This window comes from Tenacibaculum sp. A30, assembly GCF_051200845.1.
In the GTDB taxonomy this organism is placed as follows: domain Bacteria; phylum Bacteroidota; class Bacteroidia; order Flavobacteriales; family Flavobacteriaceae; genus Polaribacter.
On sequence record NZ_CP195160.1, the window covers coordinates 832,398 to 849,700 of the forward strand.

Here is a 17,303-nt window from a genome sequence, read left to right on the forward strand (position 1 = left end):
GATTCTATTGAAGTGCAAAAGTACTTATTCTGGTAATTTTTTAAGCTGTATTTTCTTAATAGTTTCAGTAGTTGCTGCAGTAACTGATAATGGCAATACAAGGATGACTCCGATTATAGGGATTAATAAAAAAAGCATGAATACTATTCCGTTTCCTATCGCTAATCCTTTATTTTCTTTTACAAAATTAATACTTTCTCGATACTTAAAATGACGTTCTAAAGTATAATCCATATTTCCAAAACCTGCATAATATGCTTGCATCAAGAACAATAATACGGTTGAAATAATACCTATAACAGGAATAAACCCTAATAATAGAATAGGAATGGTTAACAACAATTCTCTTGTTAAATTTCTTAGGTTTATTCGTATACCTCTAATTAATTGTTCTTGAAAAGAAGTTATTCTATGAGTATGATCTTCACCTCTAAGATAATCTTCTATTTTTTCTGAAACTGGACTCATAAAAGGAGCTGATAATGCCATTACGATGTGTTTATACAATATCAATCCTATTACGACTATTATCAATCCACTTATAAAAGTGCTAATTACCTCAAAGGTTTGTTTACCAAATTCCCATTTCCAAAAATTAGCTACATAATGGCCAATATTATCTGAAAAGGTATAAGCCATGAAACCTACAAATGTTGCTGTTAATAAGCTTATAAACATTGGTATGATGAAATATTTCCATAGCTTTAATTTAGATATTAGTCCGAATGCTCCGAAGTATGCTTGAATTCCTTTTACAATATTTTGTATCATTTCTTTTTTTGTGTGAAAATAAAAAACCTCTTTCGATTAGGAAAGAGGTTTAAAAAATATTGTTATTTCAACTACTTTAAAATTGGTGCTAAAAAGTCTTCGAAATTCTTAGTATTAATTTCGTTTACTTCATCCCAACCAACTTCTTTTGTTGGCGTAGCAGCACCTCTTTTTACATTAACAAATTGCTTCTCTTTGTTAATTAAGTATACTGTAGGATAGTCTAATCTATGAACAAACCCGCTGATGTCTAAATATCCTTTTTCAACTTTATCTATATCTCTGGCAGGTACTAATTTTACTCTTTTATCTAACTTCTCAGCCATTCTTTTAACCTTAGCTTCCTTATCCCAAAAAATCATAATAAACTCTAATTGGTTATTATATTTTTCAACCATAGCATTTAAGGCAGGTACATCTCCCCAACTAGGAGCTGACCAAGTAGCGTTAGCTATAAGTACAATTGGCTTGTTAATTTTGTCTGTACTTACCGTTTTGCTATCCATTGTAGTAAAGTTATAATTTAACAAATAAGAGCCTTTAATGCACTTATCAATCAAACCTTCGGTACTTTCTTCTACACAATTATTTACAGCAAAATTGTAATACGTTTTATTTTGAGCGAAACTTACAGTAGTTAAAAAACACATCAAAACAAAAAATAAGTTCTTCATTTTTAATTATTTAAAGGGGGTTATCTATCGGCCTTATACTCCTTAACCGCATCAATAAACGCCTTAGCATTTTCTAGCGGAATGTTGGGTAAAATTCCGTGCCCCAAGTTAACAATATATTTGTCTTTACCAAACTCATTAATCATTTGGTGTACCATCTTTTTTATTTCAGCTGGTGGAGACAACAATCTTGAAGGATCAAAGTTACCTTGTAAAGTAATATTTCCTCCTGTTAAATAGCGAGCATTTTTTGCAGAACACGTCCAATCTACTCCTAAAGCTGAGGCGTTTGATTGTGCCATTTCACCTAGGGCAAACCAACATCCTTTACCAAAAGCGATAACTGGAGCGTCATCTTTTAATGCTTCTATTATTTGATTAATGTATTGCCATGAAAACTCCTGATAATCGGTTGGAGATAACATTCCTCCCCAAGAATCAAAAACTTGTACAGCATTCACACCGGCCTTTACTTTTTCTTTTAAATACGCAATAGTGGTATCGGTTATCTTCTGAAGCAATTCGTGTGCCAAAACCGGTTGGGTGAAACAAAATTCTTTTGCTTTGTCGAAGTTTTTAGACCCTTGCCCTTGCACAACATAACATAAAATTGTCCATGGAGAGCCCGCAAAACCTATTAATGGTATCTCTTCATTCAGCTTTTCTTTGGTTGCTTTAATAGCATCCATTACATACCCTAATTCTTCATGAATATCAGGTATAATTACGTTATCTAACCCTTTTTTATCTCTTACAGGATTTGGTAAATAAGGTCCAAAGTTAGGTTTCATTTCCACTTCAATATTCATTGCTTGTGGAATTACTAAAATATCTGAGAATAATATCGCAGCATCCATTCCGTATCTACGAATTGGTTGTACTGTAATTTCTGAAGCTAATTCTGGGGTTCTACAACGTGTGAAGAAATCGTACTTTTCACGAATTTCCATAAACTCTGGCAAATACCTTCCTGCTTGACGCATCATCCATACTGGTGGACGATCAACTGTTTCTCCTTTTAAAGCTCTTAAAAATAAATCGTTTTTTATCATAATTCATTGTTGAAAAGTTGAAAAGTTAAAGGTTTAAAAGTTTACTTTACAACTTTATTACTTTTAACTTTTAACTAACTTTCCCTACTGCTTCCATCGACTTATCAATGGCATTAGCTATCTCTTGAATATCTTTTTCTGTTAATGCTGATGATAAGAACCAAGCTTCAAACTGGCTTGGAGGTAAAAACACACCATTTCTAGTCATTTCCCAAAAGAAAGTAGCATATTTCTTCGTATCTGAAGTTTGTGCTTCTTCAAAGTTAGTTACTTTTTTATTGGTAAAGAACGGATTAATCATCGAACCAAATCGGTTAACTGTGATTTCTACCCCATGCTTTTTAGCTGATTCCAATAAGAATACCTCAATAATTTGAGCAATCTCGTTAAACTTTTCGTACGGATTTTGTTTCTTTAATTCTGTTAAAGTTGAAATTCCTGCTGCCATGGCAATTGGATTTCCTGATAAAGTTCCTGCTTGGTACATTCCTCCTAATGGAGCTACTGTTTCCATAATTTCATTACGTGCTCCATAGGCTCCTACTGGAAAACCTCCTCCAATTACTTTTCCTAAACAAGTAATATCAGCTTCAACACCTAACACTTCTTGAGCTCCTCCAAACTTAGAACGGAAACCTGTCATTACCTCATCAATAATTAATAAAGCTCCTTTTGAGTTTACGTACTCTTTTAATTCTTTTAAGAAGTCATCTTGTGGAGTTACTACTCCCATGTTTCCTGCAATAGGTTCTAAAATAACTCCTGCAATATCATCGTGCGCTTCAAAATGTGCTTTTACACTTTCTAAATCGTTGTAATTTGCAATCAAGGTATTTTTTACAGCCCCTTCTGGTACTCCTTTACTACCTGGTAAACTCAACGTAGCTAAACCAGAACCTGCAGCTACTAATAAAGCATCTTGATGCCCGTGATAACAACCTGCAAACTTTATAATTTTATCTTTTCCTGTAAACGCTCTCGCTAAACGAATTCCGCTTAATACCGCCTCTGTACCAGAGTTTACAAAACGAACTTTGTCCATTCCAGGGAAAGCATCACAAACAATTTTTGCTAATTTAATTTCACCTTTTGTTGATGCTCCAAAAGAATACCCATTTTTCAAAGCTTTTCTAATAGCTTTTTCTACTTTTTTATGACGGTGTCCTAAAATCATTGGGCCATAAGACAATACTAAATCGATATACGAATTATCATCAACATCAATAATTTTACTTCCTTTCGCTTTTTTTATAAATAAAGGATTCCCTCCTACGGATGCAAATGCACGTACTGGTGAATTTACCGCTCCTACTAGGTTCACTAATCCTTTGTTATATAATTCTTGTGATTTTTTGAACATAATGTGTATTTGTGTATTTGTTTAATCGTGTAATAGAAACTTTTCGACTGCGCTCAAAGTAACAGTTTTACAATTAAACAGTTTAACTTTTCAATAATAATCTCGCTGCTTCTTTAGCAAAGTACGTAATGATAATATCTGCTCCTGCTCTTTTCATAGACAATAAGCTTTCCATCATTACTTTTTCACCGTCAATCCAACCTTTTTCAGCAGCTGCTTTTATCATTGAATACTCTCCGCTTACATTATAGCAAGCAATTGGTCTATCGAAATTATTTTTTAAATCTCTGATGATATCTAAATACGATAAAGCTGGTTTTACCATTAAAATATCTGCTCCTTCTTCGTCATCAAAAGTTGCTTCACGTAAACCTTCATCTCTATTAGAAGGATCCATTTGGTAGGTTCTTCTATCTCCAAACGATGGTGCTGAATCTACTGCTTCTCTGAAAGGCCCATAGAATCCTGAAGCGTATTTTACAGAATATCCCATGATTGGTAAGTTCGCAAAACCTGTATTGTCTAATGCTTCACGCATCATAGCTATAGCACCGTCCATCATTCCTGATGGGGCTACCATATCTGCTCCTGCTTTGGCATGCGATACTGTTTGCTTCGCTAAGTTTACTAGAGTTGCATCGTTATCTACATCATTATCGTGTATTACACCGCAGTGACCATGTGAGGTGTATTCACAAAAACACACATCGGTAATTACATATAAACTCGGATAATTCTTTTTAATGAATCGGATAGCTTGTTGCATAATTCCGTTATCATTCCATGTTTCGGTACCTTCATCATCTTTTTTAGATGGAATTCCAAATAACAAAACTGCTGGAATTTTTAATGCTACAACCTCATCTAATTCTTTAGAAATCGTATCTAACGAATAGCGATTGATTCCTGGCATTGAAGGAATTTCAGTTTCAATACCTGTTCCTTCTTCAATAAATAATGGATATATAAAATCATCAACCGATAGTTTGTTTTCTCTAACTAAACGACGGATGTTTTCTGTTTTTCTTAGTCTACGAGTTCTAAACATAGTTTATTTTTTAACAAAGTGAAGGTTTACTAACTCTATCACACTTTCTACCGTTGGCATTTTTGCTACTTGTACTTCTTTAAAATGCTTTTTAGCTTCATTTGCTGTACTTTCACCAATACAAAATGCAATTTTATCAGCAGCGTTTTCCTCCATATAACTTTCAACTGTTGATGGGCTGTAGAATAATACTCCATTTACCTTCTCATCAACCTTAGTTGGACTGTACATGGTTTTATAAGCTTCTACTTCATTTACCGTAACTCCGTTTGCTTTTAAAAGCATAGGAAGTGTATCTAAACGTAAATCGCTACAGAAATAAGTAACTTCTTGTCCTTTTAATTCTTTTGATAAGTATTCAGATAATTTTTTAGCATTATTTTCTGAATGAGCTACTTTACCAATACGTTGTTCGATTAACTTTTTAGTTCTTCGACCAACACAGTAAATATTTTTGAACTGTAATTCTTCTGAAGTAAAAGAGTTTAAAAGTGCTTCTACTCCGTTTTTACTGGTGATAATTACATTCTCTATTCCATTCTTAATTACCTTAGGAGCAATTCTATTAAAACGGATTTTAATAAAATCACTATCCTCAACATGCATAGTTGTTGGTAATAATTTCTTTTGTGCTTCTGATAATTTTTTGGTTGAATAAACTGAAAATTGCTTTTCAATCCCTTCATCTTCCATCATAATTAGCTTTCCTCCTTTATCTATCACATAATTTGCGCAATCTTTTGCTACAAATTTATGCTTACCTACTTTTACTTTTTTACTTACTTCAATCTTCTTTTTACCATCTCTACTTAGTAAAATTCCTTTGAAGTTTATTTCATTTTCTTTTTCGTTGATAAAAGCCAAAGCTCCGATAGGTGCTGAACAACCTCCTTCTAAACGATTTAAGAACTCACGCTCTATCCCCGTACAGATTTCGGTATCCTTATCATTTAACTCAGCACAAATTTCTTTAATCTCTTTGTTTTCATCTAAAGCAGTAACCATGATTGCTCCTTGAGCTGGAGCTGGAATCATCCATGTTAAGTTCACTGCTCCTTTTGGTCGTAATCCTACACGTTCTAATCCTGCAGCTGCAAAAACAGCTCCATTCCAATTATTATCTTCTAATTTTTGTAAACGTGTGTTAATGTTTCCTCGTAAACCTTCTACTTTATGTGTTGGGTAGCGATTTAACCACTGTGCTTTTCTTCGTAAACTACCCGTTGCAATTACTCCATTTGGTTGCGACATAAATTCCTCATTGTCTTTTAACAACAAAATATCGTTATAATTAGCACGTTTTAAAACCGCTGCTTGTATAATACCTTCTGGCAATACTGTAGGAACATCTTTCATGGAATGCACCGCAATATCAATATCATCATTTAACATTGCAATATCTAAATTCCTAGTAAAAATCCCAGTGATTCCTAACTCATAAAGGGGTTTATCTAAAATTAAATCACCCGCTGATTTAACGGGTATTATTTTAGTTTCATGTCCTAATTCTTCTAAAAGTTTTTGAACTTTTGTTGCCTGCCACATAGCCAATTGGCTATCACGTGTACCTATTCTAATTATCTTCTGCATGGATCGCTTGTAAATTTGCCCCAAACACTTTAGCCATTACTTCAATACTTGTATTTACCGAAGTTTCTTCGTCTTTTAAGTGTTTTACAAATTGTGTAGTTATTTTTTGAATAAATCTTGATGTTAATATCTCTGCTTGTTCTTCATCAAAATTTTTAATTTTCTTTTTATGAAATGCTATTTCATCTTGCTGAATCGTTTGTAATGATTCTTTTAACGCTGTAATAGCTGGTGTAAATCTTCTGTGATTTAACCACTCTTGAAACTCTTGATTGTGAGTATCGATAATTGCTTCAGCAACTGGAACTTCTTGTTGGCGAATTGCTAAAGTTTCATCAGTAACTTTAGATAAGTCATCAACATTTACAATAGTTACATTTTCTAACTCAGCTACTTCTTTGGAAACATTCGCAGGCATCGATAAATCTAAAATCAACAATTCTTTATCTGCAGGAATGTGTTCTTTCGTGATTGTTGGAAAACTAGCTCCTGTAGAGACAATTAACACATCTGTATTATGTACCTCAGCTGTTAAATCAGCGTACTTAGCATTTCTAATTAACGGATGTTCTTTTACAAACTCCGAAACTTTTTCTTCTGTTCTATTAATTAAACTTACCGATTTGTTTTGGGTATATTCCGCTAAGTTTTTACAGGTGTGTTTCCCCATTTTACCTAATCCGAAAACTAAAATATTTTTCGAATTGTAATCTGGTAAATTATTGATGATATATTGTACCGCAGCATACGATACTGAAGTAGTACCTGAACTTAATTTTGTTTCGTTCTTAACACGCTTGCTCGCTTGCATTACATGATTTAATAAACGCTCAAAATATGCATTAGTGGTTCCTAACTTTTTTGCTTGTTTAAAAGCTTGACGTAACTGACCTACGATTTCATAGTCTCCTAAAATCTGACTATCTAAACCAGTTCCCATTCTGAATAAATGGTTTATAGCTTCTTTGTTTTTATATACGTTTGATACGTCTGCAAATTCTTCAACAGTTCCGTTTGAATATTTACACAACATACTAATTAGCTGAAAAGGATGTTCGGCAAAACCACAGATTTCTGTTCTGTTACAAGTTGACAATACAAAAATACCGTCTACACCGTTTTGCTTTGCTTCTTTTAAAAGTGCTTTCTGATTTTCCTTAGAAATGCTAAACTTCCCCCTAATTGCAGCATCAGCTTTTTTATAACTAACGCCTATGTTGTATAAGTTGCCTTGTTGTTTGTTTTCTACTGTCATTGAGTCTTCTTCAAAAAAGTCGGTCAAAAATATAAATATTGAATAAAAAAAAGTATCGCTAAAAGAACTTTTAATGTCGCTATTTGCTTTTTTACCTAAAAACACACCAAAAACCTATTCAAAAGTGTATTTTTGCAGTAAATTAGGCTTGTAGAGATATATTATTTTAGAATCATTCTAAATAACAAGCTTTAAAAAAAACATAGAATCTATGTCAAAAAATATCGCAGAAAGTACATTTAGAGAAGTTTCGCTAGAAAAGGGTTTTTTTGTGCTAAAATTTCAAAACAACTCTGATGAGACTGAGTTTTTCAAAAGAGATATCGACAACTCTTACATACAACTACACTACTGTGTTAAAGGTAATTGTAAGTTTCATTTTAACAACAACAGCTATACTTTTAACGTATTAGATAAGCATTCTATTTTCTTATACAACCCCCAACAAAACCTTCCTATTAACTTAGAGATTTTACCAAAAACCTCACTAGTTTCTGTGTTGATTTCTATTGAAAAGTTCCACACTTTTTTTTCTAAAGAAGCGAGCTACATTCCTTTTTTAAGTGAAAACAATAAGAACAAAAAGTATTATGACAACGCTGAAATAAATCCAAATGTATTATTTGTGCTTCAGCAAATATTAACAGCTCAAAACCAAAGTTCTATGCGAGACCTTTATATTAAAGGAAAAACATACGAACTACTGAGTTTACATTTTGATAGCGGAGAAAACACTAGCGAAGAGTACTGCCCTTTCCTAATTGATGACAGGGAGGTTCTAAAAATTAGAAAAGCTAAAGATATTATTATCTCTAGAATGAGTGAACCACCAAGTTTACAAGACCTAGCTAATGAAGTAGGATTAAACCTTAAAAAATTAAAAGAAGGATTCAAGCAAATTTATGGAGATACGGTATATAGCTTCTTGTTTGATTACAAAATGGATCATGCTCGTAAACTTTTAGAAAGTAATCAATACAATGTTAACGAGGTTGGATTGCATGTTGGTTACAGTACTTCTAGTCACTTTATAGCTGCTTTTAAAAAGAAGTTTGGTACTACACCTAAACAATATGTAATGAGTTTGAGTCAGTAGGCAAAATATAAACTTTAGAAACTTTTAAACCTTCTAACTTTTCAACTAAAAACAAATGAAACAACTAACTCATTACGACATAGAAAACAACCAACAAAGTTTTCCTATAACTATTGTTTGTGACGCTATCCGAACTCCTGAAAACATTGGAATGTGTTTTCGCATTTCAGAAAGTTTTGGGGTATCTAAAATCTATTTACACGAAAGTTCTCCCTCTATAGAGAACAGAATTGTTAAGAAAACTGCTCGAAATACAATTCAACAAATATCACATAATACGTATAACAATTTCGAACAACTTATCCATCAATTAAAAGAAGAAGGAAACACGATTATTGGAATTGAAATTACCGATGAAAGCATAGATATTAGCGATTACGATTTCAGTCCACATTCGAAAATTGTGTTACTTTTGGGTAGCGAAAGAAACGGCATAGAAAACGTTAATTTGGTAGACACAACAGTAGCTATACCAATGTACGGGCGAAATTCCAGCATGAATGTAGTTCATAGTTTAGCTATCGCTTTATACGAAACAACAAATCAATTAAAAGAAAAAAAACTGAAATAAATTCGGATAAATATGAAAGGAGTTTTATTAGTAAACCTTGGTTCACCAGAAAGCACAAATCCAAAAGATGTAAAAAAGTACTTAGATGAATTTTTAATGGACGAACGTGTTATTGACGTTCCATTTTGGTTACGTGCATTTATTGTCAGAGGTATTATTTTAAATACACGCCCAAAAAAATCCGCAGAAGCATATCAAAAAATATGGTGGAAAGAAGGTTCTCCCCTAATCGTATTATCAGAACGCTTACAAAACAAAGTACAAGCAAAAACAGAACTACCCGTTGCTTTGGCAATGCGCTATGGAAACCCTTCTATCAAAAATGGATTACAAGAACTACACGACAAAGGTGTTACGGATGTTTTATTAGTTCCGTTATATCCTCAGTTTGCTATGGCGACCACTGAGACTATTTTGGTTTTAGCTGAAGAATTAAGAAAAGAATTCTTCCCTAACATGAAAATTACGGATGTTCCTGCTTTTTACAACAAACCAGAATATATTAAAGCTTTATCTAACAGCATAAAAGATTATTTAGCTGATAAAGACTACGACCATATCTTATTTTCTTATCACGGAGTACCAGAGCGACACATCAGAAAATCTGACATCACTAAATCGCACTGTAACCCTGAGGCAGGAAATTTAAGTTGTTGTAACACTCCTTCAGAAGCTCATAAGTATTGTTACCGTCACCAATGTTATCAAACTACTAAAAATGTGATTTCTGAATTAGGTTTAGACGAAAATAAAGTATCCACTTCATTTCAATCTCGCTTAGGAGTAGATCCTTGGCTTCAACCATATACCGACAGAACGATTGTAAATAAAGCTGAAAAAGACGGAATTAAAAAATTAGCTATTGTAACTCCCGCCTTTGTTTCTGATTGTTTAGAAACACTAGAGGAAATAGCAATGGAAGGTAAACACGAGTTCTTAGAAGCTGGTGGTGAAGAATTTTACACAGTTCCTTGTATTAACGACAACGACGAATGGGTAAATGTATTAGCAGGATGGATCAACGATTTCAATAAAGATTAATTATGGATTTTTATTACGTAAAAGCATTACATATCATATTTGTAGTAACTTGGTTTGCTGGTTTATTTTATATAGGTCGTCTGTTTATTTACCATGTAGAGGCAGAAAAGAAAGACGAACCAGCCAAGTCTATATTACAAACCCAGTACAAGTTAATGTCTAAACGTTTATGGTACATCATTACTTGGCCTTCTTTATTTTTAGCGAGTTTTTTTGCTTTTTGGATGCTATATAAAAATCCTTATTATTTAAAAATGCCGTGGATGCATGTAAAATTAGCCTTTGTATTAGCGCTGTATTTTTACCACGGATTTTGCCACAAAATCTACAAAGAACTACAACGTGATGAGATTAAATACACACCTAATAAACTCCGCATATTTAATGAAATTCCAACTGTAATTTTATTCGCTGTTGTATTTTTAGTCGTTTTAAAAAGTGCAATTAATTGGATTTGGGGCGTTGTAGGAATTATCTTATTTGGAGTATTATTGATGATTGGTATTCGCTATTATAAAAAAGTAAGAGCTAAAAAATCTTGGGACAAATACGAACAAGAGTTGATTGAAGAAGATGAAAAATTAGATAATTAGAAAAAAGCGAAGTTTAAAACTTCGCTTTTTTTATCCCTTTATCGATTGTTCAAAAGGTATCCTATTTACAATACTTCGTCCAAGCGTCACCTCATCTGCATATTCTAACTCATCTCCTACCGAGATTCCTCTAGCAATCGTTGAAGTTGTAATTCCGTACTGTTCTATTTGCTTGTAAATATAAAAGTTGGTTGTATCACCTTCCATCGTAGAACTTAAGGCAAAAATTAGTTCTTTAATCTCGCCTTCTTTTACTTTTTCTACTAAGGATTCAATTTGTAAGTTTTGAGGACCAATTCCTTCAATAGGTGAAATTTTCCCTCCTAACACATGATACAAACCTCTGTATTGTGCTGTATTTTCAATCGCCATTACATCACGGATATCTTCTACCACACAAACAATCTCAGCGTTTCTCTTCGGATTACTACAAATATCACACAACACTGTATCCGAAATATTATGACACTTTTTACATGATTTTACATCGTTACGTAAATGTGTCAATGCTTCTGTTAAATACTTCGTATTCTCTTTCGGTTGCTTCAATAAATGTAATACCAAACGAAGTGCTGTTCGTTTACCAATCCCTGGTAATCGACTTACTTCATTTACTGCATTTTCTAATAATTTTGACGAAAAATCCATGCTGCGAATTTACAATTTTTCGATAAGGATTAAGTATCTTCGTAGCTTTAAAATTAAACAAACAATTCACAATGAATTCAGAGATAAGAAACCTAGAACCGAAAGCTGTTTGGAAAAATTTCGCAGATTTAAACGCAGTTCCTCGTCCATCAAAAAAAGAAGAAAGAGTCATTCAATTCATGGTTGATTTTGGTAAAAAATTAAACCTTGAAACTATGGTTGATAAAGTAGGAAACGTGATTATTCGCAAACCTGCTTCAACTGGAATGGAAGACCGTAAAACAGTAGTAATGCAAAGCCATTTAGATATGGTACACCAAAAAAATGCAGATACTGTTTTTGATTTTGACACCGAAGGAATTAAAATGTTTGTAGATGGTGATTGGGTTAAAGCTGATGGAACTACTTTAGGTGCTGACAACGGTTTAGGTGTTGCTGCTATCATGGGAGTTTTAGAATCTACTGACATTCCTCATCCTGCTATCGAAGCTTTATTCACAATTGATGAAGAAACAGGTATGACAGGTGCTATGGGACTTGAAGGAGGTTTATTAGAAGGTGAAATTTTATTAAACCTTGATACCGAAGAAGACGATGAAATAGGAATGGGGTGTGCTGGTGGTGTAGATGTTACCGCTACTAGAAATTATACTGAAGAAGCTACTCCTGAAAACACAATCGCTTATGAAATTTCTGTAACTGGATTAAATGGAGGTCACTCTGGAATGGACATCATCAAAGGTTTAGGTAACGCTAACAAAATAATGAACCGTTTATTATTTGATGGTTTTACAAACTTCGGATTACGTGTTACTGAAATTAACGGAGGTAGTTTACGTAATGCTATCCCTCGTGAAAGCTTTTCAACTGTAGTTATTGATGCTGTTTCAAAAGAACCTTTCTTATTTGAAATCCATGAACTTATCAACAACATCAAAGCTGAGTTTTTAACATTAGAACCTAATCTTTCTATTGAATTGAAAGAAGTTGAAACTCCAAAAACTGTAATGGATTTAGGTGTTCAAGAAGGATTAATTAAAGCTGTTTACACCGCGTTAAATGGTGTGTACCGTATGAGTCCTGATATTGATGGTTTAGTAGAAACATCAAATAATATTGCTCGTATTATTGTAAAAGACGGCTCTATTAAAATTGGATGTTTAACACGTTCTTCTTCTGAAACTAATAAATGGGATTTAGCGAACTCGTTACGTTCAGCTTTCGAATTAGCTGGTTTTGACGTAGAGTTTTCTGGTTCGTATCCAGGATGGTTACCAAACGTAAACTCTGAAATTCTAAAAACTGTAACTGATTTATATGAAGAATTACACAACGAAAAACCTATTGTAGCTGCTTGTCATGCAGGATTAGAATGTGGTATTTTAGGTCAAAACTACCCAGAAATGGACATGGTTTCTTTCGGTCCTAATATTAAAGGAGCTCACTCACCTGATGAACGTGCTCAAATATCATCAACACAAAAATTCTGGAAGTTTTTATTAGAGATTTTAAAAAACACTCCAGTAAAAAACTAAATTTTATACATAAACTTTCAAACCACAACTTTTCGGTTGTGGTTTTTTGTTTACATTTATAAAATGAATTTTTTAGCGCATTTATACCTTTCAGGCAACAATACCAATATAATGATTGGTAACTTTATTGCCGATCATGTAAAAGGGAAAAACTTTTCTCACTATCATGAAGATATTCAAAAAGGTATTTTACTACACCGAGAAATAGACTCATATACAGATGCACATGAAATTGTTAGGATTAGTAAGCGTCGCCTTCACGAAAGATATCGCCACTATGACGGAGTAATCATCGATATTTTTTACGATCATTATTTAGCTAAAAATTGGAAAAATTACTCACAAATTCCGTTAGACGTTTATGTAGATTCTGTCTATAATTTACTACAAAAAAACTTCACTATTCTTCCTCAAAAAACTCAGGAGATGCTTCCATACATGATTGAATACAACTGGTTATACAACTACCAGTTTGCTAAAGGTATTCAAGAAGTATTAAGCGGAATGAACAGACGCACCAATGGTAAATCTCACATGAACTTAGCCACGGAAGACCTACTAGAACACTATACTATTTTTGAAAACGATTTTACCACATTTTTTGAAGATTTACGTACTTTTTCACATCAAAAACTAGAAGAATTAAGTTAAAACTCATGAAAAAAACACTATTACTTCTTACTGCATTTATAACACTATACAGTTGTAAAAAAGATAAAGTTACGGGTGTAATTACCGAAAAAGCCATGGTAGTTTCTGCTCGTAAAGAAGCTTCAAAAATAGGATCAGATATCTTACAAAAAGGAGGAAATGCTTTTGATGCCATGGTTGCTACCGAACTAGCATTGGCAGTTGCTTATCCGTATGCAGGAAACATAGGCGGTGGCGGATTCATGGTCTACCGCAAAAACTCAGGAGAAATTGGCGCGTTAGATTACCGCGAAAAAGCACCACTTGCCGCTCATAAAAACATGTATTTAGACAGCTTAGGAAATGTAATTGAAAACAAAAGTACCTTGGGCGCTATGGCTGTTGGAATACCCGGTACAGTAGCTGGAGTTTTTGCTACACACGAAAAATTTGGTTCATTACCTATAAAAGAAATTTTAAAACCAGTTATAGCCTTAGCTAAAAAAGGTGTTGTGGTTACTCAAAAACAAGAAGATCGCATTAAAAAGTATCAACACTACTTTTTAAAAACTAATAAAGACTCTATTCTTTTTGATAAATCTTGGAAAAAAGGCGACACTATTAAATACCCTGCTCTAGCAGCAACTTTGGAGCGCATTTCAAAAAACGGTCGTGATGAATTTTACAAAGGCGAGACCGCTAAACGTTTAGTTGCTTTTATGCAAAACAATGGCGGAATTATGACCAAAGAAGATTTAGCCAAATACGAAGCTAAGTGGAGAACTCCGATTACTTTTACCTACGATGATTTGCGAATCATTTCTATGTCGCCACCCGCTAGCGGAGGTATTTGTTTAGCACAAATTATGAATGGAATTGAACCGTTTAATCTAGACAAATACGGACATAATTCAACAAAAGCAATGCAAGTAATCACCGAAGCTGAACGTAGAGCCTATGCAGACAGAAGTTTTTACTTAGGAGATCCTGATTTTGTTGAGATTCCAGTTAAAACACTTATAAGTAAAGAGTATACAAAAAATCGAATGGATGATTTTTCTTTTGAAAAAGCGACTCCTTCAACCGATGTTTCTCACGGAAGCATTACTATGATTGAAAGCGACGAAACCACCCACTACTCTATTATTGATCAATTTGGAAATGCTATTTCTGCCACCACAACCATCAACGGAGCTTACGGTTCTAAATTATATTGTTCAGATTTAGGGTTCTTCCTAAACAATGAAATGGACGATTTTTCAAGCAAACCTGGGGTACCAAATATGTTTGGTTTGGTAGGTGCTGAAGCTAATAAAATAGAACCTGAAAAACGCATGTTAAGTTCTATGACTCCTACAATTGTAGAAAAAAACGGTCATTTATATATGGTTGTTGGAACTCCGGGAGGCTCAACCATCATCACATCTGTATTACAAACCATTTTAAATGTGCATGAATTTGACATGGGAATGCAAGAAGCAGTAAATCAACCACGCTTTCACCATCAATGGTTGCCTGATGTAATTAAAATGGAACCTAATGGTTTTAACGAAAAAGTAAAAAAAGAATTACAACTACTCGGATACGAACTAGACGAAACAAACTCACCTGTTATTGGTAAAGTAGATGCTATTTTAGTACTTCCCAATGGAAAACTAGAAGGTGGTGCTGATCCTAGAGGGGATGATACTGCGGTAGGGTTTTAGGCTTTAGGCTTTAGGCTTTAGGCTTTAGGCTTTAGGCTTTAGGAAGTTTATTTTTTTACACTTATATCACAAATAATTTCATAATTTTTTTTCACTTTTCACTTTTCACTTTTACCACTTCAACCAACAGATATGCAGTTATTAGAAACTCATAAAGTTCCTCTTTTAAAAACTCCTATTCGATTACAAGAATATGGAGTTGGTATTTTTGCTACATTACCCACAAAATCTGGACTAAAAAAGGCTATTAAAAATAATTTGATATTTGTTAACGGAAAACCTGCTACTACCGCATTATTTATTAAAGGAAACGAAACCATTGAATTATTTCAAGCTGAAGACAACGCTAACAAAAAGCACTTCCATCTTCCTTTAGAAATTCTTTTTGAAGATGATTATTTAGCTATTGTATACAAACCAGCGGGAATTTTAGTTAGTGGAAACTCTTTTGCTACAATTGACAACGCACTAACTCAAAATCTACAAAAAAGTAGCTTACCAACTGCTACTCGTCCCAGACCAGTACATCGATTAGATTATCCGACTAGTGGATTGTTACTCATCGGAAAAACAACCGAAAGTATCATTGCTTTGAATAAACTTTTTGAGCAAAAAGAAATTCAAAAAACATATCACGCGATTTGTATTGGTAAAATGAAACGAAACGGAGAAATCGATTTACCTATTGATGATAAAAGCGCTTTTACTAGCTATCAAATTCTTCAAACAGTCGCTTCCCCCCGATTTGAATTCTTGAATCTAGTTAAACTTCAACCTCAAACAGGAAGAAAACATCAATTACGTAAGCATCTTTTTGCTATTGGTTATCCGATTTTAGGTGATAAAGAGTATTTTTTAGAAGATCTAATCTTAAACGGAAAAGGACTATTTCTTCATGCTTCTACACTCGCTTTTACACATCCTTTTTCCAAAGAAAAAATAACGATTACGAAAGAACTTCCGAAGAAATTCAAAAAAATATTCTCTCAGTAAAATCTCCTTTAAAAGATATATCTTTGCCGCATGCGAATAGATATTATCACAGTAGAACCCGACTTAATTAAAAGCCCTTTTGAAAACTCAATGATGAAAAGAGCTATTGAAAAAGGCTTAGCAGAAGTTCATTTTCACAATTTAAGAGAATACGGTTTTGGCAACTATCGTCAAGTAGACGATTACCAATTTGGTGGAGGTGCAGGCATGGTTTTAATGATTGAACCCATTGCGAAATGTATTGACATGTTGCAATCAGAAAGAACTTATGATGAAATAATTTACATGACTCCTGATGCTAAAACTTTAAATCAAGCTACTGCAAACACACTTTCTTTAAAAGAAAACATCATCATTTTAACGGGACATTATAAAGGTGTTGACCAACGTGTACGTGATAAATATGTTACCAAAGAAATATCTATTGGCGATTATGTATTAACGGGAGGCGAACTTGCGGCCGCAGTTTTATGTGATGCCGTAATTCGATTAATCCCTGGTGTTTTAGGTGATGAAACTTCTGCCTTGACAGATAGTTTTCAAGACAATTTATTATCACCTCCCGTATATACAAGACCTTCTGAATATAAAGGCATGAAAGTACCCGAAGTGTTACTATCAGGAAATTTTCCTAAAATTGAAGAGTGGCGTTCAGAACAAGCGTATAAACGCACCAAAGAAATACGACCTGACTTGTTAGATTAACTAATAATCAGCTATTTATTTATTTTTTTTATCAA

Annotated in this window: 17 protein-coding genes; 9 read left to right on the forward strand and 8 right to left on the reverse strand. The window is 33.5% G+C overall.

Annotated features, from left to right (window positions below; all coding sequences use genetic code 11):
* Nucleotides 1-24: 24 nt before the first annotated feature.
* The 7 genes from ACR9ES_RS03895 to hemA all read right to left on the reverse strand — a co-directional run bounded on the left by ACR9ES_RS03895 (nucleotide 25) and on the right by hemA (nucleotide 7,750).
* Nucleotides 25-771, reverse strand: a complete 747-nt coding sequence (locus tag ACR9ES_RS03895; RefSeq protein ID WP_435255179.1) for an EI24 domain-containing protein — start codon at nucleotides 769-771, stop codon at nucleotides 25-27.
* Nucleotides 772-842: 71 nt separating this feature from the next.
* Nucleotides 843-1,445, reverse strand: coding sequence for a TlpA family protein disulfide reductase (locus ACR9ES_RS03900; protein ID WP_299001278.1), 603 nt, complete (start codon nucleotides 1,443-1,445; stop codon nucleotides 843-845).
* Nucleotides 1,446-1,465: 20 nt separating this feature from the next.
* Nucleotides 1,466-2,497, reverse strand: a complete 1,032-nt coding sequence (gene hemE / locus ACR9ES_RS03905) for a uroporphyrinogen decarboxylase (RefSeq protein ID WP_299008381.1) — start codon at nucleotides 2,495-2,497, stop codon at nucleotides 1,466-1,468.
* A gap of 70 nt (nucleotides 2,498-2,567) precedes the next feature.
* Nucleotides 2,568-3,860, reverse strand: coding sequence for a glutamate-1-semialdehyde 2,1-aminomutase (hemL, locus tag ACR9ES_RS03910; protein WP_435255622.1), 1,293 nt, complete (start codon nucleotides 3,858-3,860; stop codon nucleotides 2,568-2,570).
* 79 nt (nucleotides 3,861-3,939) lie between these two features.
* On the reverse strand, nucleotides 3,940-4,905 hold the full coding sequence (gene hemB, locus ACR9ES_RS03915) for a porphobilinogen synthase (protein WP_435255180.1): 966 nt from the start codon (nucleotides 4,903-4,905) through the stop codon (nucleotides 3,940-3,942).
* Nucleotides 4,906-4,908: 3 nt separating this feature from the next.
* A complete protein-coding gene (gene hemC, locus ACR9ES_RS03920; RefSeq protein ID WP_435255181.1) occupies nucleotides 4,909-6,495 on the reverse strand; it encodes a hydroxymethylbilane synthase in 1,587 nt (528 codons plus the stop codon).
* Nucleotides 6,479-7,750 carry a glutamyl-tRNA reductase gene (hemA, locus tag ACR9ES_RS03925; RefSeq protein WP_435255623.1) on the reverse strand — a complete coding sequence of 424 codons (1,272 nt, stop codon included), beginning with the start codon at nucleotides 7,748-7,750 and terminating at the stop codon, nucleotides 6,479-6,481. Before hemA ends, hemC begins: the two co-directional genes overlap by 17 nt.
* Nucleotides 7,751-7,961: 211 nt before the next feature.
* Between hemA and ACR9ES_RS03930 the strand changes: the two genes are divergently transcribed.
* From ACR9ES_RS03930 to ACR9ES_RS03945, 4 genes are read left to right on the forward strand one after another with little or no spacing between them, the layout of a single operon-like run.
* Nucleotides 7,962-8,846 (forward strand): helix-turn-helix transcriptional regulator, encoded by an 885-nt coding sequence (locus tag ACR9ES_RS03930; RefSeq protein ID WP_435255182.1) that lies wholly within the window; start codon nucleotides 7,962-7,964, stop codon nucleotides 8,844-8,846.
* Between the two features lie 55 nt (nucleotides 8,847-8,901).
* On the forward strand, nucleotides 8,902-9,417 hold the full coding sequence (locus ACR9ES_RS03935; protein WP_435255183.1) for a TrmH family RNA methyltransferase: 516 nt from the start codon (nucleotides 8,902-8,904) through the stop codon (nucleotides 9,415-9,417).
* A 12-nt stretch (nucleotides 9,418-9,429) separates the two neighbouring features.
* A complete protein-coding gene (hemH, locus tag ACR9ES_RS03940) occupies nucleotides 9,430-10,458 on the forward strand; it encodes a ferrochelatase (protein ID WP_435255184.1) in 1,029 nt (342 codons plus the stop codon).
* Nucleotides 10,459-10,460: 2 nt separating this feature from the next.
* A complete protein-coding gene (locus ACR9ES_RS03945) occupies nucleotides 10,461-11,051 on the forward strand; it encodes a CopD family protein (RefSeq protein WP_435255185.1) in 591 nt (196 codons plus the stop codon).
* Between the two features lie 30 nt (nucleotides 11,052-11,081).
* On the opposite strand, the gene recR is transcribed toward ACR9ES_RS03945, so the two are convergent.
* Nucleotides 11,082-11,699 (reverse strand): recombination mediator RecR, encoded by a 618-nt coding sequence (recR, locus tag ACR9ES_RS03950; protein ID WP_408036118.1) that lies wholly within the window; start codon nucleotides 11,697-11,699, stop codon nucleotides 11,082-11,084.
* A 71-nt stretch (nucleotides 11,700-11,770) separates the two neighbouring features.
* Here recR and ACR9ES_RS03955 point away from each other — a divergent pair, with 71 nt between their 5' ends.
* From ACR9ES_RS03955 to trmD, 5 genes are all read left to right on the forward strand, one after another.
* On the forward strand, nucleotides 11,771-13,234 hold the full coding sequence (locus ACR9ES_RS03955) for an aminoacyl-histidine dipeptidase (protein WP_435255186.1): 1,464 nt from the start codon (nucleotides 11,771-11,773) through the stop codon (nucleotides 13,232-13,234).
* Nucleotides 13,235-13,297: 63 nt separating this feature from the next.
* Complete coding sequence (locus tag ACR9ES_RS03960) at nucleotides 13,298-13,885, forward strand: ACP phosphodiesterase (RefSeq protein WP_435255187.1); 588 nt, start codon at nucleotides 13,298-13,300, stop codon at nucleotides 13,883-13,885.
* A gap of 5 nt (nucleotides 13,886-13,890) precedes the next feature.
* On the forward strand, nucleotides 13,891-15,570 hold the full coding sequence (ggt, locus tag ACR9ES_RS03965; RefSeq protein ID WP_435255188.1) for a gamma-glutamyltransferase: 1,680 nt from the start codon (nucleotides 13,891-13,893) through the stop codon (nucleotides 15,568-15,570).
* Nucleotides 15,571-15,702: 132 nt separating this feature from the next.
* Nucleotides 15,703-16,563, forward strand: coding sequence for an RluA family pseudouridine synthase (locus ACR9ES_RS03970; RefSeq protein WP_435255189.1), 861 nt, complete (start codon nucleotides 15,703-15,705; stop codon nucleotides 16,561-16,563).
* 30 nt (nucleotides 16,564-16,593) lie between these two features.
* Nucleotides 16,594-17,268: a tRNA (guanosine(37)-N1)-methyltransferase TrmD gene (gene trmD, locus ACR9ES_RS03975; RefSeq protein WP_435255190.1), complete on the forward strand. Its 675-nt coding sequence runs from the start codon at nucleotides 16,594-16,596 to the stop codon at nucleotides 17,266-17,268.
* Nucleotides 17,269-17,303 lie beyond the last annotated feature (35 nt).